Origin of the sequence: Agromyces sp. CF514, assembly GCF_900113185.1 — a bacterium.
Taxonomy (GTDB): domain Bacteria; phylum Actinomycetota; class Actinomycetes; order Actinomycetales; family Microbacteriaceae; genus Agromyces.
The window spans coordinates 2,525,906-2,546,646 of record NZ_FOZD01000001.1 but is presented as its reverse complement, the minus strand read 5'-3'; the positions used below and the strand labels follow the sequence as shown (position 1 = coordinate 2,546,646).

Below are 20,741 nucleotides of genomic sequence, written 5' to 3'. Positions count from 1 at the left end.
GCATCCGCCGCCGGCCGTCCTCCGTGCATTCGCGTCGCGACGCGTCGAGCTTCGATCAGCTCGGGTACTGCCCCCGCTTGACCTGCGGCTTCGGCAGGCGCAGCACGCGCAGCTGCAGCGCGCGCATCGCCGCGTACCACCGCACCTTCTCGACCTTGTCGCCGTAGCGTTCCCGGAGCTTGCGGCTGAGCACCGCGCCGAGGATGATCACGTCGATCACGGCGACGAGGAAGAAGGACCACAGCGCGATGATGCCGATCGCCTGCACCTGGGCGCTCGGGATGAACGTGAGGATGATGACCAGGAACATCACCGGGATCAGGATCTCGCCGATGCTGAAGCGCGCGTCGACGTAGTCGCGCACGAACTTCTTCTGCGGGCCGCGGTCGCGCAGCGGAAGGTAGCGCTCATCGCCGGCGGCCATGCCGACCCGCGCGCGCTCGCGCGCCTCGGCCTCCTTGGTGCGCGCCGCCTTCTTCGCCTCTTTGCGGTCGTCGGGCACGAGCGGCCGCTTGCGCGCGGCCTCCTGCTGGGCGCGACTGGGCGTCGGAGCGCCCTTGCCGGACTTCAGTCGCGCCTGCGTCTCTTCGAGCGTCTCGGCGCTCGGCTGTTCGCTGTTGGTGGGGTTGTTGGCCACGGGGATCCCTCGAATCGGTTCCCCTTAAGATTACCGGCATGACCGAGCACCAGCCCACCGATCACGAATCCTCCGGCACCGTCGATCTCGTCGCCGCGATCCGCGACGCCGTCGACGTCGGCTTCCCATCCACCGTCGCCGACCTTGCGAACCTCGTCCGCATCCCGTCCGTCTCCTGGCCGGCGTTCGACCCGGCCCACGTCGCGCAGAGCGCAGAGGCCGTGGCCGCGCTCCTCCGCGACACCGGCGTCTTCGACCTCGTCGACATCCGCCGTTCAACCGTCGAAGACGGCTCGGAGCTCGGCCAGCCCGCGGTCGTCGCGAGTCGACCCGCCAGGAACGGGCGGCCCACCGTCCTGCTGTACGCGCACCACGACGTGCAGCCGCCCGGCAAGGAGGGCGACTGGGAGACCTCGCCGTTCGAGCCCACGCAGCGAGGCGACCGCCTGTACGGGCGCGGCGCCGCCGACGACAAGGCCGGTGTCATGGCCCACGTCGGTGCGATCCGAGCCTTCGCCGAGGCGGCCGGCGACTTCGATCTCGGCATCGCGGTGTTCATCGAGGGCGAGGAGGAGTGGGCGTCGCGTTCGTTCGCGAACTTCCTCCGCGACAACCGCGACCTGCTGGCCGCCGATGCGATCGTCGTGGCCGACTCGGGCAACTGGGATCTCGAGACGCCGGCCATCACGGTCGCCCTTCGCGGCGCGGTCGCGTTCAACGTGCGCATCCGCACGCTGGCGCACGCGTCGCACTCCGGCATGTTCGGCGGTGCGGTTCCCGACGCGATGCTCGCGGCGATCCGCCTGCTCGACACGCTCTGGACCGCCGACGGCTCCGTTGCCGTCGACGGGCTCACGAGCGCCGACCTCGAGCCGCCGGCCTACGACGAGGCGCAGCTCCGGTCCGAGACCGGCCTGGTCGACGGGGTCACGCCGATCGGCGACGGCCCGATCCTCTCGCGCATCTGGGCCAAGCCCGCGATCACGATCACGGGCATCGACGCACCGGATGTCGCGAATGCGTCGAACACGCTCGTCCCCGAGGTGCTCGTGCGCGTGAGCGCCCGAATCGCCCCCGGCCAGGACGCCGCGACGGCGTTCGACGCGATCCGCTCGCACCTCGAGGCCAATGCGCCGTTCGGCGTGCAGCTCGGCTTCGAGGGCGTCGACCTCGGGCAGGCCTTCCTCGTCGACACGAGCGGCTGGGCGGTCGCAGACACGCGTGCCGCGATGACGGATGCCTGGGGCCGGCCGCCGGTGGACATCGGCGTCGGCGGCTCGATCCCGTTCATCGCCGAGCTCGTCGACGAGTTCCCGGAAGCCCAGATCCTCGTCACGGGCGTCGAGGACCCCGACTCGCGCGCGCACAGTCCCAACGAGTCGCTGCACCTCGGCGTCTTCAAGCGCGCACTGCTCAGCGAGGCGCTGCTGCTCGCACGCCTCGACGCGCGGGGGAGTGAGGCATCCTGATTCCGGGCCTCTTCGCAGCACGCGGGGTTAGACTTCACCCAGACATGAGGCGTTCTTCGACGCACCGAGGAGAGACATGAGCGACACGATCACCGAAACCACGCACGGCGTGAAGCTGAGCGAGCCCGCGGCCGACAAGGTGCGCAGCCTGCTCACGCAGGAGGGTCGCGACGACCTCCGCCTGCGTGTGGCTGTGCAGCCCGGCGGCTGCTCGGGCCTCATCTACCAGCTCTACTTCGATGAGCGTCTGCTCGAGGGCGACGCCGTCGTCGACTACGACGGCGTCGAGGTCATCGTCGACAAGATGAGCGTGCCGTACCTCGACGGCGCCTCGATCGACTTCGAGGACACGATCCAGAAGCAGGGCTTCACGATCGACAACCCGAACGCCGAGGGCAGCTGCGCCTGCGGAGACTCGTTCCACTGAGGATCATTCAAGACCCCGCGAAAGGGAGGCTGCCGCTGGCAGCCTCCCTTTCTTTCTTTGCGCAGATGGTGACCGAATTCTGCGCGCTCGAGGGCCCGAAACGGACCCGGGATGCACACTGGCGGCGCTGAGTCGGAGTAGGCTGTCCAACGATCATGCGCTTCGCTGTGAAGCGCCTTCGAGTCTCCCGAAAGGTCACCGGTGCGCCACAACCGCCGTCTCCGATGGGCTGCAATCCCGATCGCAGCGTCACTCAGCCTCGTTCTCGCGGGGTGCACGCAGGCACAGCTCAACGGGTTCCTGCCGGGCTTCGAGGAGGGGCAGCCTCCCGTCACGAACCACACCGAGCGCGTCTCGGGCCTGTGGGTCACGTCGTGGATCGTGCTGCTCGTCGTCGGTGTCATCACCTGGGGCCTGACGATCTGGGCGGTCATCGCCTACCGTCGCCGCAAGGGCCAGACCGGCCTCCCAGTGCAGCTGCGTTACAACATGCCGATCGAGGTGTTCTACACGATCGTTCCGCTGATCCTCGTGCTGGGCTTCTTCGCCTTCACCGCACGCGATCAGGAGGCGATCGAGCAGCGCTTCGCCGACGACGACATCGACGTCAAGGTCGAGGTCATCGCCAAGCAGTGGGCATGGGACTTCAACTACGTCAACGAAGACGTGTACTCGCCCGGCATCCAGGGCCAGCTCGACGACGAGGGCCCCAACGGTTCGCTCGTGCAGTCCGAGCTCCCGACGCTCTACCTGCCGGTCGGCAAGAATGTCGAGATCGAGCTCGAGTCGCGCGATGTCATCCACTCGTTTTGGGTCGTGGACTTCCTCTACAAGAAGGACATGTTCCCCGGCAAGACCAACTACATGTCGTTCGTCCCCGAACGCGAGGGCACGTACGAGGGCAAGTGCGCCGAGCTCTGCGGTGAGTACCACTCGCTGATGCTCTTCAACGTCAAGGTCGTCTCCGAAGCAGAGTACGACGCGTACATCGACTCGCTGCGCGACCTGGGCCAAGAGGGCCAGCTCTCGAACGAGTACGACCGCAACCAGAACCTGCCCGGTACGGGCGCGCCCGAATTGAAAGAGGAGCACGAAGGCGAATGAGCACCACGACCGCACCGGCTCGGCCGCAGTCGAGCAGCCTTCCCTTCGGAGCCTCGAAGGTCGAGCGCAAGGGCAACATCCTCGTCAAGTGGGTGACGTCGACCGACCACAAGGTCATCGGGTACATGTACCTGATCGCCTCGTTCATCTTCTTCTGCATCGGCGGCGTCATGGCGCTGATCATCCGAGCCCAGCTCTTCGAGCCCGGCCTCGAGATCGTGCAGACGCGCGAGCAGTACAACCAGCTGTTCACCATGCACGGCACGATCATGCTGCTCATGTTCGCGACGCCGCTCTTCGCCGGCTTCGCGAACGTGCTCATGCCGCTGCAGATCGGCGCCCCTGACGTGGCCTTCCCGCGACTGAACGCGTTCGCCTTCTGGCTGTTCTCGTTCGGCTCGCTGATGGCGGTCGCGGGCTTCCTGACCCCGCAGGGCGCGGCGTCGTTCGGCTGGTTCGCCTATCAGCCGCTCGCCTCGACGACCTTCTCTCCAGGCGTCGGCGGCAACCTCTGGATGCTGGGACTCGGCCTGTCCGGCTTCGGCACGATCCTCGGTGCGGTCAACTTCATCACCACGATCATCACGATGCGCGCGCCCGGCATGACCATGTTCCGCATGCCGATCTTCACGTGGAACACGCTCGTGACCTCGATCCTCGTGCTGATGGCGTTCCCGGTGCTCGCCGCCGCGATGCTGGCAGCCGCAGCCGACCGCGTCTTCGGAGCCCACATCTACGACCCCGCCAACGGCGGCGTCATCCTGTGGCAGCACCTCTTCTGGTTCTTCGGCCACCCCGAGGTCTACATCATCGCCCTGCCGTTCTTCGGCATCGTGTCCGAGATCTTCCCGGTCTTCAGCCGCAAGCCGATCTTCGGCTACACGACGCTCGTGTATGCGACGATCGCGATCGCCGCCCTCTCGGTCACGGTGTGGGCCCACCACATGTACGTCACCGGTTCGGTGCTCCTGCCGTTCTTCTCCCTGATGACCATGCTCATCGCGGTTCCAACGGGTGTGAAGATCTTCAACTGGATCGGCACGATGTGGCGAGGCTCGATCACGTTCGAGACCCCGCTCGTCTGGTCGGTCGGCTTCCTCATCACGTTCGTGTTCGGCGGCCTGACCGGCGTCATCCTCGCGTCGCCGCCGCTCGACTTCGCAGTGTCCGACACGTACTTCGTCGTCGCCCACTTCCACTACGTGGTGTTCGGCACCGTCGTGTTCGCCATGTTCGCCGGCTTCTACTTCTGGTGGCCGAAGTGGACCGGCAAGATGCTCAACGAGACGCTCGGCAAGTGGCACTTCTGGCTGCTCTTCATCGGCTTCCACACGACCTTCCTCATCCAGCACTGGCTGGGTGTGGTGGCCATGCCGCGTCGGTACTACTCGTACCTTCCCGAAGACAACATCACCTGGATGAACCAGCTCTCGACGATCGGCTCCGCGATCCTCGCGATCTCGCTGATCCCGTTCTTCCTGAACGTGTACATCACGGCGCGACGCGCGCCCAAGGTCACCGTCAACGACCCGTGGGGCTACGGCCGCTCGCTCGAGTGGGCGACCAGCTGCCCGCCGCCGCGCCACAACTTCACCTCGATCCCGCGCATCCGCTCGGAGTCCCCGGCGTTCGACCTCAACCACCCCGAGGCCGGCATCCCCGTCGGCATCGGAGCGGGCAAGGACGCTCCCGACGCGCCCGTGTTCGATGTCGAGACGAAGGAAGTCAAGTAGATGCGCGCCAATGTGGTCCTGTTCTGGATCCTGTCCGGGTTCTTCGCGGTCGCGGCCGCCATCTACATCTTCTGGACGACCCTGAGCGGCATCGAGCCGAACGGGGGGCCTGAATGGGTCGGCCTCGTCGCGATCTCGCTGAGCGCGGTGCTCGCTGCGTTCATCGCGTTCTACCTCGGCCGCGTGCACAAGGCGCAGGGAGCTGAGCTTCCTGAAGACCGCCTCGACGCGAACATCGACGACGGCGACCCCGAGCTCGGCTTCTTCAGCCCGTGGAGCTGGTGGCCGATCCTGCTCGCCGCCTCGGCAGCGCTGCTCTTCCTCGGACTGGCCGTCGGCTTCTGGATCTCGTTCATCGCCGTGGGCGTGGGCGTCATCAGTCTCGTCGGGTGGGTCTACGAGTACTACCGCGGCAACTTCGCGCGCTGATCCGCCACCGAAGCGGCCCCTGCATTCGTGCAGGGGCCGCTTTCGTGTGCCGGGAGCTCAGAGACACCGGCAGTCGACTCTGGACATGGCGCCCCCCGACTGCACGCCCGCCGCAGCGAGCCTCGAACGATGGCGCGACTGGACCGGTCCGAGCGCGCGTCAGCGGCGCACTGACGGGTCCACGCGGCCTCGACGACTTCCGGGTCGTCTCGAGGCGCACGCGGGCCCTGAGGGCACTTCGGTGGCTGATGAAGGTCGATCCAGGAGCTCGACGCGAGCGAGCTGGCTGTCTCGTGCCGCTAGAGCGTCGCGGTGCGGCGGAATGCCAGCACGTCGACGGAGACGGTCACCTGTCGCGGTGCGGATCCGTCGTCGTCTGAGGCCCGCTCGCGCAGGTGGTGCGCCGAAGGGCCCATCGCGACGAGCATGGCGCGCTGTTCGGTCGTGACGGATGCCTCGTACTCCACGTGGTCACGAGCCGCCACCTCGAAGCCGGCGGCAGTGAGCGCCTCGGCCACGACGCGCTCCTTGTCGGGCGGTACCGACAGCACCGATCCGTCGCGTCGAAGTTCGGCGAGATGGGTCTCGCGGGGCACGACGACGATCAGCGCACCGCCTGGCCGGAGCACGCGGGCATACTCGGCCGGGTTGCGCGGAGCGAACACGTTGAGCGCGAGATCGGCCGAGCCGTCGCGGAGGGGGAGTGGTTGCCAGATGTCGAGGACCACGCCCGTGGCGCCTGCGACGCTCCGCGTCGCCATGCGGACGGCGACGGGTGAGCGGTCTGCGAGCAGTACTGAAGATGCGGAGGTCGCGTCGGCGACTCGCGATGCGTAGTACCCGGTGCCGCATCCGAAATCGACCAGGCGCGGACCGGGTACGTCGTCGACGTCATCGGAGCCGGGCCGGGAACCGGACGTCGCGAGCGTCGCGACGGAGTCGACGATCGGCAGGTACAGCGCCGAATCGAGCAGCGTCGCTCGAGCTGTCAGCATCTGATGGTCGTCGCCGATGGTGCGCGGGGAACGCGGGGGGAGCAGGGTGACCGTGCCCTGGCGTCCCACGTCGAATCGATGACCGCTCTCGCAGCCGAGCACCAACGGCTCGACCGGCGCGAGCGGCGAGAAACAGTTCGGGCACCGGAACCAGGTCGCGTCGAACGACATGGTCACGGTGCCCGAACCGATGAACGGTGAATCAGTGGTGGCCGTCGTGGCCGGACTCGAGCTCGCCCTTGGTCACGGGAGCGATGCGGTCCTCGAAGAACCAACGTGAGATCGAAGCGCGGAAGCGCTGGCCGATCGTGATCTTGCCACGAGCATTCGGGCGGATCATGAGCGGCTCGTACGTGTCGAAGCTCACCAGGCGCCAGCGGTCGTACTCGTCGAGCTGCTCGTGGACCTCGATGAACTCGCCGCCGGGGAGGCGCACGATGCGACCCGACTCGAAGCCGTGCAGGACGATCTCGCGGTCCTTCTTCTGGAGTGCGATGCAGACGCGCTTGGTGATGAAGAACGCGACGAACGGTCCGAGGATCACCACGGCCTGGAGGAAGTGGATCACGCCCTCCATGGTCAGGTGGAAGTGCGTCGCCAGGATGTCCGAGCTCGCCGCGGCCCACAGGCCCGCGTAGAACGTGACGCCGGCGGCGCCGATCGCGGTGCGGGTCGGAGCGTTGCGGGGACGGTCCGCGATGTGGTGCTCGCGCTTGTCTCCGGTGATCCACGCCTCGATGAACGGGTAGAGGAGCACCAGGACGATGAAGATTCCGATGGCGATCAGCGGCACGAGGATGTTGAACGACCACGTGCGGTCGAGCCAGACGAACTCCCATCCCGGCGGAATCAGGCGGAGCGCACCGTCGGCGAAGCCGATGTACCAGTCGGGCTGGGTACCGGCCGACACGGGGGACGGGTCGTACGGGCCGTAGTTCCAGATCGGGTTGATCGTGAACAGCGAGGCGATGAGCGCGATCACGCCGAAGATGATGAAGAAGAATCCACCGGCCTTGGCGGCGTACACGGGGAGCACGGGCGGGCCGACGGCGTTCTGCTGCGTCTTGCCGGGACCTGCGTACTGCGTGTGCTTGTGCACGACAACGAACACGAGGTGCAGGGCGATGAACGCGATGACGAGTGCCGGCAGCAGCATGATGTGCAGCGAGTACAGGCGGCCCACGATCTGCGTGCCCGGGAACTCGCCGCCGAAGAGCAGGAACGAGATCCAGGTGCCGACGAGCGGGATGCCCTTGATCAGGCCGTCGATGATGCGGAGGCCGTTGCCCGAGAGCAGGTCGTCGGGAAGCGAGTAGCCCGTGAAGCCTTCGGCCATCGCGAGGATGAAGAGCGTGAAGCCGATCACCCAGTTGAACTCGCGCGGCTTGCGGAACGCGCCCGTGAAGTAGATGCGCAGCATGTGCAGGCCGATGGCGGCCACGAAGAGCAGCGCGGCCCAGTGGTGCATCTGGCGCACGAACAGGCCGCCACGGATGTCGAACGAGATGTCGAGGGTCGACGCCATGGCGACCGACATCTCCACGCCCTTCAAGGGCACGTAGGAGCCGTCGTAGTGGACCTCGGCCATCGATGCCTGGAAGAAGAACGTCAGGAACGTGCCCGAGATCAGGATGACGACGAACGAGAAGAGCGCGACCTCGCCGAGGAGGAACGACCAGTGGTCGGGGAACGCCTTGCGACCGAGCTCCTTGATGAAGCCGGCGACGCTGGTGCGCTCATTGACGTAGACGGCCGCCGCGGTCGTGAACGAACGCTTCTGCGTGCCGGTGGTGGGCGATGCGGTGCTCAATGACGCTCCCAGAAGCTCGGGCCGACGGGTTCGGTGAAGTCGCTCTGCGCGATGAGGTAGCCCTCGTCGTCGATGGCGATCGGCAGCTGCGGCAGCGGTCGCTTCGCCGGGCCGAAGATGACCTCGCAGTGGTTCGCGACGTCGAACTGCGACTGGTGGCACGGGCAGAGCAGGTGGTGCGTGTGCTGCTCGTACAGGGCCACGGGGCATCCGACGTGGGTGCAGATCTTGGAGTACGCGACGATGCCGTCGTAGGACCAGTTCTCGCGCTCGGGGAGCTGGTTGAGATCCGCCGGGTCGAGGCGCATGAGGAGGACGGCGGCCTTGGCCTTCTCTTCGAGCTTGCCGTGCTCGAGCTCGGCGAGGCCCTCGGGAATCACGTGGAAGGCGCTGCCGATGGTGACGTCGGACGCCTTGATCGCGACGCCGCTCGGGTCGAGGGCGAGGCGCGTGCCCTTGCGCCACATGGTGTGGCTGAGGAGCGGCACGGGCAGTTCGTCTTGAGGCGCGAAGCCACGGAAGAGCACGACCGCCGGAAGCGGGAAGACCACCAGTGCACCGATGAGGCTGTTGCGGATGACGGCACGGCGCGTGAAGCCCGATTCGCGGTCTGCGTCGGCGAACACCTTGGCCGCTGCGGCCTGGGTCTCGGGCGAGCCGCCGACCTCGTGGCGCTCGTCGACGAGCTCGACGTCGACCATGACCGCCTTGCCCCAGTGGACGATGCCGATACCGAGCGCGAGGAGCGCGAGCGTCGCGCCGAGTCCGATGAACAGGTTGTTCAGGCGCACGTCGCCGACGTTGTTCGACTCCATCGGGAACAGCATGTACGCGGCGACCGCCCACAGGCTCCCGAGGAGGGAGAGGTAGAAGAGCGTGTAGACGGTGCGCTGCGCGCGCTTCTCACGCTTGGGGTCTTCGTCGGTCACACGGGGGCGATGCGGCGGGAATCCGGGGTTCGTGAAACCGTCCTGAACGATCAGCGCGGTGCCGGGCGAGGCATCGGATTCGTGCTCGGCATGCGACGAGTCGGCAGCGGCGAGCTCAGCTCCGCTGTGGTCGTCCTGGGCCATGGTTCTCCTTCTTCAGGTACTTCGGTACCGACGTGCGCTTAGTTGGACTTCGCCGTGATCCACACGGTGATCGCGACGATCGCGCCGAGACCGAAGATCCAGATGAACAGGCCCTCGGCGACGGGGCCGAGCGAGCCGAGCTCGAATCCGCCGGGGGAGCGGTTGTCCTGCACGTACTTCAGGTACGTGATGATGTCGCGCTTGTCTTCGGGCGAGATGTTCAGGTCGCTGAAGACGGGCATGTTCTGGGGGCCGGTGACCATGGCCGCGTAGATGTGGGATCCGCTGGTCTCGGTGAGTGCGGGGGCGAACTTGCCCTCGGTGAGCGCTCCGCCGGCGCCGGCGACGTTGTGGCACATCGCGCAGTTGATGCGGAAGAGCTCTGCGCCGTTCGCCGCATCGCCGCCGCCGTCGACGAGGTGGGCGGGCGCGATGCCCGGGCCGGGGCCGAGCGAGGCGACGAACGCCGCCAGCTGCTTGACCTGCTCGTCGGTGAACTGAACCGGCTTGACCTGGGCCTGCGGGCCCTGCATCTGCATGGGCATGCGGCCGGTGCCGACCTGGAAGTCGACCGAGGCAGCTCCGACGCCCACGAGGCTCGGGCCGGTCTCGGTGCCTTCGGCCGAGAGGCCGTGGCAGGTCGCGCAGTTCGCCTGGAAGAGCTTCTTGCCTTCGTCGATCGTCTGCTGCGAGGTGAGGTCGGTCTCGGCCTGCGCGGTCGTGCCGGCGCTCAGGGCGGCGTAGGCGCCGCCGGTGAAGACGAGGCCGATCGCAAGCAGTGCGACCGTCGCGAGCGGGTGCCGGCGGCCTGTGCGTCGCTTCTGGCGGTTCATGGGGTTCTTCCTGTTCACGGGCATGCTGGGTTGGCGCTCCTGCTTGCGTTTACTTGAGGACGTAGATGACCAGGAACAGGCCGATCCAGACGACGTCGACGAAGTGCCAGTAGTACGACACGACGATCGCGCTCGTCGCCTCCTTGTGGCCGAAGTTCTTCACGGCGAAGACGCGGCCGATGACGAGGAGGAATGCGATGAGGCCGCCGGTCACGTGCAGTCCGTGGAAGCCGGTGGTGAGGTAGAAGGCCGACCCGTAGGAGTCGGAGGAGAGCGAGATGCCCTCGGAGACGAGCGTGGCGTACTCCCAGACCTGGCCGGCGACGAAGACCGCGCCCATGGCGAAGGTGAGGAAGAACCACTCGACCATGCCCCACTGCGTCGGCTTCCAGCCGGTGGCGTAGGGCTGCATGCGCTCGGCCGCGAAGACGCCGAACTGGCAGGTGACGGACGAGAGCACGAGGATGATCGTGTTCGTCAGCGAGAACGGGAAGTTCAGCACGTCGGTCTGCGCCGCCCACAGTTCGGGCGACATCGACCGAAGCGTGAAGTAGATCGCGAACAGGCCGGCGAAGAACATGACCTCGCTGCCGAGCCAGACGATCGTGCCCACCGCAACGGTGTTCGGTCGCTTGATCACCGGCGCGCTCGCCTGAAAAGTCATAGAGGTGCTCGTCACGATGACCATTATGGCTGAAATCAGCACTGAGTTTTCGTCATCCTCGGGACTCGTGTCCTGCTCGGCCCGGTAAGGCAAACCTAACTCAACGTGTGAAGAGCCCGTGAATCGGCCCTGAATCGATGGCTAGGATCGTCACCATGTCCGCCGAACAGACCTGGCCCGCGATCCTGACCGCCCTCCTCGACGGAGAGGACCTCAGCGTGTCGGATGCCGCGTGGTGCATGGAGCAGGTCATGACGGGGGTCGCCACCGAGGCGCAGCTCGCCGCGTTCCTCGTCGCGCTCCGCGCGAAGGGCGAGACGGTCGACGAGGTCGTCGGATTCCGCGACGCCGTGCTCGAGCACGCCGTTCCGCTCGACGTCGATCCCATGGCCCTCGACATCGTCGGCACCGGCGGAGACCGGTTCGGCACGGTGAACGTCTCGACCATGGCCTCAGTCGTCGCCGCGGCATCCGGCGTCCCGGTCATCAAGCACGGCAACCGAGCGGCGAGTTCTGCATCGGGCTCCTCCGACGTGCTGGCCGCTCTCGGCATCGACCTCGCGCTGCCCGCCGAACGGGTCGGGCAGGTGCTCGACGAGGCCGGCATCACGTTCGCCTTCGCGTCGGCGTTCCACCCCGGCTTCCGCCACGCCGGGGCCGTGCGCGCCCAGTTGGGCGTTCCGACCGTCTTCAACTTCCTGGGCCCGCTCTGCAACCCGGCGCGGCCCGAAGCCTCGGCGGTCGGCGTCGCGCACCTCGACCGGGTTCCGCTCATCGTCGGCGTGTTCCAGACGCGCGGCGCGACTGCGCTCGTGTTCCGGGGCGATGACGGTCTCGACGAGCTCACGACGACCGGGCACAGCCATGTGTGGGAGGTCTCGCGCGGCACGGTGAAGGAGCACGACCTCGACCCGCGCGACCTCGGCATCGCCCGCGCGAAGATCGACCAGCTGAAGGGCGGCGACGCCGCATTCAACGCCGAGGTCGTGCACCGCGTGTTCGCCGGCGAGACCGGGCCGGTGCGCGACATCGTCGTGCTGAACGCGGCCGCCGGACTCGTGTCCTACGCACTCGCGAAGGATCCCGCGCAGGTGCAGCGCTCGATCCTCGACCGGTTCGCCGAGCAGATGCTCGTCGCGGCCTCGACGATCGACAGCGGGGCTGCCGCCCGCAAGCTCGAGGAGTGGATCGCCGCGACCAAGCGGTGAGCGCGGCACGGCCGGACGCACGACTCGGGCCCCGCGACATCCGCGGGGCCCGAGTCGTTCATCGGACGGCGATCAGGTCACGTCGCCGTCGACCCAGTCGAAGGTCTTCGTCACGGCCTTCTTCCAGAGGCGGATCTGACGGTCGCGCTCGTCGGCGTCCATCTTCGGCTCCCATCGCGAGTCCTCCTGCCAGTTGGCGCGGAGCTCGTCGAGGTCGGACCAGAATCCGACCGCGAGGCCGGCGGCGTAGGCCGCGCCGAGCGCCGTCGTCTCGGCGACGACCGGACGCACGACCGGCACGCCGAGGATGTCGGCCTGGAACTGCATGAGCGTGTTGTTGGCGATCATGCCGCCGTCGACCTTGAGCTCCGTGAGGTCCACGCCGGAATCGGCGTTCACGGCGTCGAGCACTTCGCGGGTCTGGAATGCGGTCGCCTCGAGCGCCGCGCGCGCGATGTGGCCCTTGTTGACGAATCGGGTGAGGCCCACCAGTGCGCCGCGCGCATCGGATCGCCAGTACGGTGCGAACAGGCCCGAGAATGCCGGAACGAAGTACGCGCCGCCGTTGTCCTCGACCGACTTCGCGAGCTCCTCGACCTCGGGAGCGCTCGAGATGAGCCCGAGATTGTCGCGCAACCACTGGATCAGGGATCCGGTGACCGCGATCGAACCCTCGAGCGCGTAGTGGGCCGGCTGGTCGCCCAGCTTGTAGCCCAGCGTCGTGAGCAGTCCGTTCTTCGAGTGCACGATCTCGGTGTCGGTGTTGAAGATCAGGAAGTTGCCCGTGCCGTAGGTGTTCTTCGACTCTCCGGCGTCGAACGCGGCCTGGCCGAAGGTCGCGGCCTGCTGGTCGCCCAGGATGCCGGCGACGGGGACCTCGCGCAGGAGGCTCGAGGGCTCGACGGTGCCGTAGACCTCGGAGGACGACCGGATCTCGGGCAGCATCGACTTCGGAACCCCGAACGCCTCGAGGATGTCGTCGCGCCACGAGAGCGTCTCGAGGTCCATGAACAGCGTGCGGCTGGCGTTCGTCACGTCGGTCGCGTGCACGCCGCCCTCGACGCCGCCGGTCAGGTTCCAGAGCACCCAGCAGTCGGTGGTGCCGAAGAGCAGGTCGCCGGCCTCGGCCTTCTCGCGTGCGCCCTCGACGTTCTCGAGGATCCAGACGATCTTCGTGCCCGAGAAGTAGGTCGCCAGCGGGAGCCCGACATCCTGCTTGAAGCGCTCGACGCCGCCGTCGGCCGCGAGCCGGTCGACGATCGGCTGCGTGCGGGTGTCCTGCCAGACGATCGCGTTGTAGACGGGTTCACCGGTGTTCTTGTCCCACACCACGGCCGTCTCGCGCTGGTTGGTGATGCCCACTGCGGCGATGTCGTGGCGGGTGATGTCGGCCTTGCCGAGGGCCTGGCCGATCACCTCCCGGGTGTTGTGCCAGATCTCCATCGGATCGTGCTCGACCCAGCCGGCCTTCGGGAAGATCTGCTCGTGCTCCAGCTGCCCCGTGGCGATGATCGACCCCTGCTTGTCGAAGATGATCGAGCGGGTGCTCGTGGTTCCCTGGTCGATCGCCAGGATGTAGTCGGCCATGACTTCCTCTCTGCGTGCGGCCCCGTTCCGCGAGGCGCGCGAATACGTGATCGCGGGCCCGCGCCGGGTCGGCGCGGGCCGCCCTGTTCACCCGCTCGCGAGGAGCGGGCGCCGCTCAGCTGAGAACGGGCAGGAGGACCAGCGCGGCCCAACCTGCGATGAGGCCGCCGATGATCGGACCGACCACCGGGACCCAGGAGTACCCCCAGTCGCTCGCGCCCTTGCCCTTGATGGGCAGCAGGGCGTGCGCGATGCGCGGGCCGAGGTCGCGCGCAGGGTTGATGGCGTAGCCGGTCGGGCCACCGAGGGACGCGCCGATCGCGATCACGAGGAACGCGACGGGGATGGCGCCGAGCTCGGCCGGAGTGCCGCCGTAGGAGAAGCCCAGGATGACGAACACCAGCACGAACGTGCCGATGATCTCCGTGATGAGGTTCCAGGCGTACGAGCGGATCGCCGGGCCGGTCGAGAACACGCCCAGCTTGTTGGCGGGCTCGGGTTCGGCGTCGAAGTGCTGCTTGTACGCCAGCCAGCAGAAGACCGCTCCGATGAAGGCGCCGACCAGCTGCGCGCTGATGTAGGTGAGGATCGACGCCCCGTCGACGGGGATGCCCGGAACGAACTCCGTGACGCCCTTGCCGAGGTAGTTCGCCGTGAGGCCCAGCGTGACGGCCGGGTTCAGGTGGGCACCCGACGCGTAGGAGACGATGACGCCGGCGAAGACCGCGAGGCCCCAGCCGATGTTCACCATCAGGAACCCGCCGTTGTGTCCCTTGTTCTTCGCGAGCGCAACGTTCGCGACGACACCGGTACCGAGCAGGACCAGCATGGCCGTGCCCACCATCTCCGAAAGGAAGATGATCCCGAGATTCATTGCTACCCCCTTCGCGTGCGCCGCGGCGTTGCGGTGCATTGTCACCATATCCCCGTGGCCCGTTCGCGGGGAATGCCCGCGCGCGAGTTCGCAGACCCTCTTCCACGCCGTGCGCCTGCTGGCGTAGGTTTGCGAAGGGAGTGCTGCGTCGGGGCCGATGCACAGTCGCTCGGCATCCTGCAGCCCGGGGGAGAGGATGAGCGTGAAGAAGATCATCAACGATCCGAGACGGGTGGTCGAGGAATCGGTCGCCGGATTCGGACGGGCGCATTCGGACCTGGTGCGAGTCGAACTCGACCCGGTGCACGTGGTGCGGGCGGACGCCCCCATCGCCGGCAAGGTCGGCATCGTCAGCGGCGGCGGCAGCGGGCACGAACCCCTGCACGCGGGCTACGTCGGCTTCGGCATGCTCGACGCAGCCGTGCCCGGCGCGGTGTTCACGTCGCCGACGCCCGACCCGATCCTCGCGGCGACCAAGGCAGTCGACGGCGGAGCCGGTGTGCTGCACATCGTGAAGAACTACACGGGTGACGTGCTCAACTTCGAGACCGCGGCCGAGCTCGCCGGCATGGACGGCATCACGGTGCGCGCGGTCGTCACCGACGACGACGTCGCCGTGCTGGACTCGCTCTACACCGCCGGCCGTCGCGGCGTCGGAGGCACCGTGCTCGTCGAGAAGATCGCCGGCGCCGCTGCCGAGCGAGGCGATTCGCTCGACGAGGTCGCCTCCATCGCCGAACGGGTGAATGCGAACGCGCGCTCCATGGGCCTCGCGCTCACGGCCTGCGTCGTGCCGCACGCCGGAGAGCCGAGCTTCGACATCGGCGACGACGAGATCGAGATCGGCATCGGCATCCACGGCGAACCCGGACGCGAGCGCATCGGCCTCGAACCCGCCGATCGTCTCGTCGACCGACTGCTCGATCCGATCCTGGCCGACCTGCCGTACGGCGAGGGCGACCGCGTGCTGCTCTTCGTGAACGGTATGGGAGGCACGCCCCAGGTCGAGCTGTACCTGGCGTACCGCCGCGCCGACGAGGTGCTGCGCGAGCGCGGCATCACGGTCGAGCGTTCGCTCGTGGGCAACTACATCACGGCTCTCGAGATGCAGGGCATGTCGATCACGCTGCTGAAGCTCGACGACGAGATGATCGGTCTCTGGGACGCGCCCGTTCAGACTGCGGCGCTGAGATGGGGGCGTTAGGCGCGTGGGACTCGACATCACTTGGGCGGTCGACTGGGTCAGGCGAAGCGCCGACGTCATCGCCGAGCATCGCGTCGAGCTGATCAGGCTCGATCGCGACATCGGCGACGGCGACCATGGTGAGAACCTGGACCGGGGGTTCACCGCCGTGGTCCCGAAACTCGACGACCTCGCCGCCGGGTCGACGCCGGGTGACGTGCTGAAGCTCGTCGCGATGACCCTCATCTCGACGGTCGGCGGTGCCGCTGGTCCGCTGTACGGCACGGCGTACCTGAAGGCCGCGGCGTCGGCGGGTTCGGAGTCCTCGCTCGACGGGGAGGCGGTCGCCGGGCTGCTGACCGCCGCACGCGACGGCATCGTCTCCCGGGGCAAGGCCGAGTCCGGCGACAAGACCATGGTCGACGCGTGGACGCCCGCCGTGGATGCCGCGACGGCTGCCGCGGCATCCGGTGCCGATGCGACCGCCGTGCTCGAGGCGGCGGCTTCGGCTGCCGAAGCTGGCGCGGTGGCGACGGAGCCGCTCGTGGCCCGAAAGGGGCGGGCGAGCTACCTGGGCGAGCGATCGGTCGGCCATCGTGATCCCGGCGCCCAATCCACCGCCCTGCTGCTGCGAGCCGCGTCCGACGCCGCGTCGGACGCGACGGGTGCCTGAGGTGGCCGACGGGGAGCGCGTCGGACTGGTGTTCGTCTCGCACTCGGCGAAGATCGCCGAGGGGCTCGTCGACCTCGCCGCGCAGATGGCACCGTCGGTCGCCCTCGTCGCCGCGGGCGGCACAGACGACGGACGCATCGGCACGAGCTTCGACCGGGTGAGTTCCGCGATCGGCGAGGCGGACGCAGGTGCGGGCGTCGTCGTGCTCTGCGACCTCGGGTCGGCGATCCTCACGACCGAGACGGCGCTCGACTTCCTCGACGACGAGGTGCGGTCGCGTGTCGTGGTGGCCGACGCACCGCTCGTCGAGGGTGGCGTCGCGGCGGCCGTCGCGGCCGAGGCCGGCGAGGCTCTCGACGCCGTGGTCGCGGCCGCGCGATCCGCAGTCGGCCCCGGGGGCGACGGCGGCGCAGCGGATGCCCCTGACGGGCGAGGCGACGGCGGCGCAGCGGCATCCGTGGCCCCGTCCGACGCGATCAGCGCCTCGACCGGTCATGTGCGGCGCGAGACCATCACGAACGACGACGGACTGCACGCACGACCCGCCGCGGAGCTCGTGAAGCTCGCAAGCACGTTCGACGCGCGCGTCACCGTGAACGGCACCGACGCACGGAGCCTGCTCGCGATCATGGCGCTCGGGCTCACGAAGGGGGCGACGATCGAGATCGCGAGCGACGACCCCGACGGCGGCGCGGCGGTCGACGCGGTCGCCGCCCTCGTGCAGAGCGGGTTCGGCGAGCACTGACGGACCGTACGCGGCCTGCGACACGACGTGGCATCGTCGGGTCGCCGGCCGCGTCGGCATCCGTGCCGGCAGTGGTGCCGGGTGCGCACGCCCGCTCTGGGAACCGCCGAGCGGCTCAGTTGCCTCCGGTGATGCGGATGTCGGCGCCCGACGTGTAGGAGGCGTCGTCGGAGAGCAGGTAGGCCACGGCGCCCGCGATCTCGTGCGGCTCGCCCGGGCGGCGCATCGGGATGCCCGGTGCACGCTCGTCGGGCGCATCCGGCCGGCCGGCGGCCGCGTGGATCTCGGTGCGGGTGGTGCCGGGCGACACCGTGTTGACGCGCACCCCGACGGGGCCGAACTCCTTCGAGGCGCCGATCGTGAGCGCGTTCAGCGCGGCCTTGCTCATGGCGTACGTCACGTAGGTGTTCGGCGATCCGCTCGTCGCCGCGCCGGAGGAGATGTTGACGATGCTTCCGCCCACGCCCCCGCGGTCGGTGGCCATGTGGGCGACGGCCGCCTGCGTGAGCAGGGTCGGCGCCAGCACGTTGATCCGGAACACGCGCTCGGTCTCCTCGATGGGTGCGTCGAGGAACGGTCCGATGCGCGCGGTGATGCCCGCATTGTTCACGAGATTCGACACGGTGCCGAACCGGGCGATCACGGCGGGGAGGACGATCGCCGCGGCATCCAGGTCGTTCATGTCGACCTGGAGCAGCATGACGGTCGCACCGTGCGACTCGCACTCGGCCTGGACGGCCTCGGCTTCGGCGCGGCGATCGCGGTAGGTGAGGGCGAGGTCGTGCCCGTCTGCGGCGAGCCGGGTCGCGATCGCGGCGCCGATGCCGCGGCTGGCGCCGGTGATGATGGTGACCGGGCGACTGGTGCGCGCGTCGGCAGGCGTTCGAGTGGGCATGCCTCCCAGCGTAGAACGGATGTCCCGGGGGTGCTGGCGGCCGCAGGCGGGCAGGCGTAGCATCCGCGCATGGTGCGCACAGAGGCGAGCCCGCCTGAGGGCAAGACCGGAAACCCGTTGTCCCGGATGGTCGATCGGGTCGGCCATTCGATGGCCGGGACGCTCGGCGGCACGCAGGCCGCCGATGAGAATCCTGAAGACCCGCGACCGATCGCCGAGCGACCGTGCCCACTGTGCGGACATGCGATGGGCGAGCACTTCGTCGACCACTCGACGCCGAACTCGATGCTCGTGTGCCCGACCTCCGAGCGCCTGCCGGAGCGGGCGATCGACACGCCGCTGAACGAGTTGGGGATGCCCATCGATCGGTGAACGGAGGCGAGCGGCATCCGTTCGCGTTCCGCACTGGCGTTCGACCATTCATGTGGTCGTTGCATGAGTGCGCGCTGTTCAATTCCCGGAAAGCGATGATCGGAGCGCGCGATCTCCCTGATGGTCACCGGATGCTGGCGAGGGGTAGAGTGCTCGACGAACGTGACACGATCCGAGGAGGTGAGCCCGATGCACGCACTGTCCATTCCGGGCGCTCCCTCGAGTTCACGATCGCGCGACTGACGTAGCCGTCGCAGGGGAGTGCTGCACGCACGCTCAGAAAGCGATCACGATGAACCACTCACTTCAGTCCCACCGCGAGACGACACCGGATGTCTCGGCCCACCCCGCTCGAACGGCCCTCGTCCTCGGCGGCGGCGGCTCGACGGGCAACGCCTGGCTGATCGGCGTCATCGCCGGCCTTCACGAGGCCGGCCTCGACGTGACGGACGCCGACCTGACCGTCGGCACCTCCGCCGGCGCGACGGCCGCGGCCCAGATCGCGGGGGCGGGACCCGGCGACCTGTACACCGCGGCCCTCGCCCCGATGTCACCGCGGCCGCCTCGGCCTGTTCGGCCCGCGGGAGACGCCGGGTCGAGTACGGGCTCGGGCTCGGGCGGCGCCGACGGCCCCACGGGCACCGGACGCCTCACGGTGAACCACCTCGCCCGCCTGCAGGCGACGATCGCCGAGGCCGACTCGATCGACGACCTCCGCCGCCGAATGGGTCGCCTGCTCGAGGCGGATCCGGCCTCGAGCCCCCAGGCGGGGGTGCAGTGGCGTGCGACCGTCGCAGCCAGGCTGCCCCGCAACGCATGGCCTGACCGGCGGGTCCTCATCACCGCCGTCGATGCGACGAACGGCGAACCCGTCGTGTTCGATCGGGGGAGCGGCGTCGACCTGGTGGACGCCGTGGCCGCGAGCTGCGCGGGCGGATTCGCCTATCGAATCGGCGAGGGCCGATTCATCGACGGCGGGTATCGATCGAACGCCGAGAACGCCGATCTCGCCGTCGGATACGAGCGGGTGCTGGTGCTGTCGCCGCTCGGGGGCAGGTCGCTGCATCCCTTCGCATGGGGCACCCACCTGTCGACGCAGGTCGATGCGCTGCGCGCGGAGGGCAGTCTCGTGCAGGTCGTCGTGCCGGACCCTGCCTTCGAACACCTGTTCGGTGCCAATGCGATGGTTCCGTCGTTGCGGCCGGATGCCGCCCGTGCCGGCTATCAGCAGGGGAGTGCGCTCGCGGAGGCGCTGGCCGGGCACTGGCGCTGACCGAAGGACCCGGCGGGTACGTCACCCGGCGCGCGTCGACGGCCCGGCGAAGGCTGGCGGCCCGACGAGGGCTGGACGGAGTCGCCGCGCGGCGGTTCAATGAACGACGTGCGCGAACTCGATGCCGGATCAGGGGATCCTGGAGGAGGCGCACCGAAGCAGGGGAGCACCTCGTGGGCAAGGTCGTCATGTACAGCTCGGTGTCGGTCGACGGATTCATCGCCGATGAGGACGGCCAGCCCGGACCTCTCTTCGACTGGTTGTTGAACGGCGACGTGCCGTTAGACGAGAGCGGTGTGTTGCAGGTGTCGCAGGCCTCGTTCGACTACACCAGGCCGTACTGGGACGCGATCGCGGTGACGATCGTCGGCCGCGACGTCTTCGACCTGACGGACGGATGGGACGGGAAGCCTCCCGCGGGGGTCGATCACGTGGTCGTCGTGACGCACCGCCCGGCCCCCGAGGGCTGGGATCCCGAGGCGCCGTTCCACTTCGTCGACGGCATCGAGGCGGCCGTTGCCACGGCTCAGGAGCTCGCAGGGGACCGCATCGTCGAGGTGGCTGCCGGCGAAGTCGGGGGCCAGGTGCTCGCAGCCGACCTGGTCGACGAGGTACGCATGGATGTCGCACCCGTCGTGTTCGGGACCGGCAAGCGCTTCTTCGGATCGGTCGATGCGCAGCACCTGCTGGAGGATCCGGACGTGGTGATCCAGGGTGATCGGGTGCTGCACCTGAGCTTCCGCGTGCGCCGCTGATC

21 protein-coding genes and 1 pseudogene are annotated in these 20,741 nt (G+C 68.4%); 12 read left to right on the top strand and 10 right to left on the bottom strand.

Annotated features, from left to right (window positions below; genetic code table 11):
• Positions 1-55: 55 nt before the first annotated feature.
• Entirely contained in the window at positions 56-637 is a 582-nt protein-coding gene (locus BM342_RS11420) for a DUF3043 domain-containing protein (protein ID WP_092965792.1), read from the bottom strand.
• A gap of 38 nt (positions 638-675) precedes the next feature.
• On the opposite strand from BM342_RS11420, the gene BM342_RS11415 reads away from it, so the two are divergent.
• From BM342_RS11415 to BM342_RS11395, 5 genes are all read left to right on the top strand, one after another.
• Complete coding sequence (locus BM342_RS11415; protein WP_092965790.1) at positions 676-2,106, top strand: dipeptidase; 1,431 nt, start codon at positions 676-678, stop codon at positions 2,104-2,106.
• Positions 2,107-2,182: 76 nt separating this feature from the next.
• Complete coding sequence (gene erpA / locus BM342_RS11410) at positions 2,183-2,533, top strand: iron-sulfur cluster insertion protein ErpA (protein WP_092965788.1); 351 nt, start codon at positions 2,183-2,185, stop codon at positions 2,531-2,533.
• A 201-nt stretch (positions 2,534-2,734) separates the two neighbouring features.
• Positions 2,735-3,637 (top strand): aa3-type cytochrome oxidase subunit II, encoded by a 903-nt coding sequence (coxB, locus tag BM342_RS11405; protein ID WP_092965786.1) that lies wholly within the window; start codon positions 2,735-2,737, stop codon positions 3,635-3,637.
• The gene (gene ctaD / locus BM342_RS11400) at positions 3,634-5,370 is read left to right on the top strand and encodes an aa3-type cytochrome oxidase subunit I (RefSeq protein ID WP_092965784.1); all 1,737 of its coding nucleotides are present in this window, start codon (positions 3,634-3,636) and stop codon (positions 5,368-5,370) included. The genes coxB and ctaD overlap by 4 nt, the downstream gene beginning before the upstream one ends.
• The gene (locus tag BM342_RS11395; RefSeq protein WP_092965782.1) at positions 5,371-5,799 is read left to right on the top strand and encodes a cytochrome c oxidase subunit 4; all 429 of its coding nucleotides are present in this window, start codon (positions 5,371-5,373) and stop codon (positions 5,797-5,799) included.
• Positions 5,800-6,098: 299 nt separating this feature from the next.
• Here BM342_RS11395 and BM342_RS11390 read toward each other — a convergent pair whose 3' ends face one another.
• The 6 genes and pseudogenes from BM342_RS11390 to BM342_RS11370 form a co-directional block, all read right to left on the bottom strand.
• The gene (locus BM342_RS11390; RefSeq protein WP_177232139.1) at positions 6,099-6,794 is read right to left on the bottom strand and encodes a methyltransferase domain-containing protein; all 696 of its coding nucleotides are present in this window, start codon (positions 6,792-6,794) and stop codon (positions 6,099-6,101) included.
• Positions 6,795-6,842: 48 nt separating this feature from the next.
• Positions 6,843-6,965, bottom strand: a pseudogene (locus tag BM342_RS20285) (hypothetical protein); the annotation flags it as partial.
• Between the two features lie 31 nt (positions 6,966-6,996).
• Positions 6,997-8,604, bottom strand: a complete 1,608-nt coding sequence (locus BM342_RS11385) for a cytochrome bc1 complex cytochrome b subunit (protein ID WP_092965779.1) — start codon at positions 8,602-8,604, stop codon at positions 6,997-6,999.
• Positions 8,601-9,677: a cytochrome bc1 complex Rieske iron-sulfur subunit gene (locus BM342_RS11380; RefSeq protein ID WP_092965777.1), complete on the bottom strand. Its 1,077-nt coding sequence runs from the start codon at positions 9,675-9,677 to the stop codon at positions 8,601-8,603. Before BM342_RS11380 ends, BM342_RS11385 begins: the two co-directional genes overlap by 4 nt.
• Positions 9,678-9,715: 38 nt before the next feature.
• On the bottom strand, positions 9,716-10,510 hold the full coding sequence (locus BM342_RS11375) for a cytochrome bc1 complex diheme cytochrome c subunit (protein ID WP_092965775.1): 795 nt from the start codon (positions 10,508-10,510) through the stop codon (positions 9,716-9,718).
• Positions 10,511-10,559: 49 nt separating this feature from the next.
• A complete protein-coding gene (locus BM342_RS11370) occupies positions 10,560-11,198 on the bottom strand; it encodes an aa3-type cytochrome oxidase subunit III (RefSeq protein WP_177232178.1) in 639 nt (212 codons plus the stop codon).
• A gap of 131 nt (positions 11,199-11,329) precedes the next feature.
• Here BM342_RS11370 and trpD point away from each other — a divergent pair, with 131 nt between their 5' ends.
• Positions 11,330-12,382, top strand: a complete 1,053-nt coding sequence (gene trpD / locus BM342_RS11365) for an anthranilate phosphoribosyltransferase (protein ID WP_092965773.1) — start codon at positions 11,330-11,332, stop codon at positions 12,380-12,382.
• A gap of 72 nt (positions 12,383-12,454) precedes the next feature.
• Here trpD and glpK read toward each other — a convergent pair whose 3' ends face one another.
• A complete protein-coding gene (glpK, locus tag BM342_RS11360; protein WP_092965771.1) occupies positions 12,455-13,969 on the bottom strand; it encodes a glycerol kinase GlpK in 1,515 nt (504 codons plus the stop codon).
• Between the two features lie 115 nt (positions 13,970-14,084).
• Entirely contained in the window at positions 14,085-14,843 is a 759-nt protein-coding gene (locus tag BM342_RS11355; protein ID WP_092965769.1) for an MIP/aquaporin family protein, read from the bottom strand.
• 202 nt (positions 14,844-15,045) lie between these two features.
• On the opposite strand from BM342_RS11355, the gene dhaK reads away from it, so the two are divergent.
• From dhaK to dhaM, 3 genes are read left to right on the top strand one after another with little or no spacing between them, the layout of a single operon-like run.
• The gene (gene dhaK / locus BM342_RS11350; RefSeq protein WP_092965767.1) at positions 15,046-16,047 is read left to right on the top strand and encodes a dihydroxyacetone kinase subunit DhaK; all 1,002 of its coding nucleotides are present in this window, start codon (positions 15,046-15,048) and stop codon (positions 16,045-16,047) included.
• 4 nt (positions 16,048-16,051) lie between these two features.
• On the top strand, positions 16,052-16,699 hold the full coding sequence (gene dhaL, locus BM342_RS11345) for a dihydroxyacetone kinase subunit DhaL (RefSeq protein WP_092965765.1): 648 nt from the start codon (positions 16,052-16,054) through the stop codon (positions 16,697-16,699).
• Positions 16,692-17,444 (top strand): dihydroxyacetone kinase phosphoryl donor subunit DhaM, encoded by a 753-nt coding sequence (gene dhaM / locus BM342_RS11340; protein ID WP_255368701.1) that lies wholly within the window; start codon positions 16,692-16,694, stop codon positions 17,442-17,444. The genes dhaL and dhaM overlap by 8 nt, the downstream gene beginning before the upstream one ends.
• Positions 17,445-17,559: 115 nt before the next feature.
• Here dhaM and BM342_RS11335 read toward each other — a convergent pair whose 3' ends face one another.
• Positions 17,560-18,339, bottom strand: coding sequence for an SDR family NAD(P)-dependent oxidoreductase (locus BM342_RS11335; protein ID WP_092965763.1), 780 nt, complete (start codon positions 18,337-18,339; stop codon positions 17,560-17,562).
• A gap of 69 nt (positions 18,340-18,408) precedes the next feature.
• On the opposite strand from BM342_RS11335, the gene BM342_RS11330 reads away from it, so the two are divergent.
• From BM342_RS11330 to BM342_RS11320, 3 genes are all read left to right on the top strand, one after another.
• Positions 18,409-18,711, top strand: coding sequence for a hypothetical protein (locus tag BM342_RS11330; protein ID WP_143109843.1), 303 nt, complete (start codon positions 18,409-18,411; stop codon positions 18,709-18,711).
• A 292-nt stretch (positions 18,712-19,003) separates the two neighbouring features.
• A complete protein-coding gene (locus BM342_RS11325; protein WP_092965759.1) occupies positions 19,004-19,984 on the top strand; it encodes a patatin-like phospholipase family protein in 981 nt (326 codons plus the stop codon).
• A 173-nt stretch (positions 19,985-20,157) separates the two neighbouring features.
• Positions 20,158-20,739, top strand: a complete 582-nt coding sequence (locus tag BM342_RS11320; RefSeq protein ID WP_092965756.1) for a dihydrofolate reductase family protein — start codon at positions 20,158-20,160, stop codon at positions 20,737-20,739.
• Positions 20,740-20,741 lie beyond the last annotated feature (2 nt).

What these genes read in the sequence shown, in the direction of transcription:
- BM342_RS11415 (WP_092965790.1), top strand. Translation starts at nt 676, where the DNA reads ATGACCGAGCACCAGCCCACCGATCACGAATCCTCCGGCACCGTCGAT.
- erpA (WP_092965788.1), top strand. Translation starts at nt 2,183, where the DNA reads ATGAGCGACACGATCACCGAAACCACGCACGGCGTGAAGCTGAGCGAG.
- ctaD (WP_092965784.1), top strand. Translation starts at nt 3,634, where the DNA reads ATGAGCACCACGACCGCACCGGCTCGGCCGCAGTCGAGCAGCCTTCCC.
- BM342_RS11395 (WP_092965782.1), top strand. Translation starts at nt 5,371, where the DNA reads ATGCGCGCCAATGTGGTCCTGTTCTGGATCCTGTCCGGGTTCTTCGCG.
- BM342_RS11390 (WP_177232139.1), bottom strand. Translation starts at nt 6,794, where the DNA reads ATGCTGACAGCTCGAGCGACGCTGCTCGATTCGGCGCTGTACCTGCCG.
- BM342_RS11380 (WP_092965777.1), bottom strand. Translation starts at nt 9,677, where the DNA reads ATGGCCCAGGACGACCACAGCGGAGCTGAGCTCGCCGCTGCCGACTCG.
- BM342_RS11375 (WP_092965775.1), bottom strand. Translation starts at nt 10,510, where the DNA reads ATGAACCGCCAGAAGCGACGCACAGGCCGCCGGCACCCGCTCGCGACG.
- BM342_RS11370 (WP_177232178.1), bottom strand. Translation starts at nt 11,198, where the DNA reads ATGGTCATCGTGACGAGCACCTCTATGACTTTTCAGGCGAGCGCGCCG.
- trpD (WP_092965773.1), top strand. Translation starts at nt 11,330, where the DNA reads ATGTCCGCCGAACAGACCTGGCCCGCGATCCTGACCGCCCTCCTCGAC.
- glpK (WP_092965771.1), bottom strand. Translation starts at nt 13,969, where the DNA reads ATGGCCGACTACATCCTGGCGATCGACCAGGGAACCACGAGCACCCGC.
- BM342_RS11355 (WP_092965769.1), bottom strand. Translation starts at nt 14,843, where the DNA reads ATGAATCTCGGGATCATCTTCCTTTCGGAGATGGTGGGCACGGCCATG.
- BM342_RS11335 (WP_092965763.1), bottom strand. Translation starts at nt 18,339, where the DNA reads ATGCCCACTCGAACGCCTGCCGACGCGCGCACCAGTCGCCCGGTCACC.
- BM342_RS11330 (WP_143109843.1), top strand. Translation starts at nt 18,409, where the DNA reads ATGGTGCGCACAGAGGCGAGCCCGCCTGAGGGCAAGACCGGAAACCCG.
- BM342_RS11325 (WP_092965759.1), top strand. Translation starts at nt 19,004, where the DNA reads ATGAACCACTCACTTCAGTCCCACCGCGAGACGACACCGGATGTCTCG.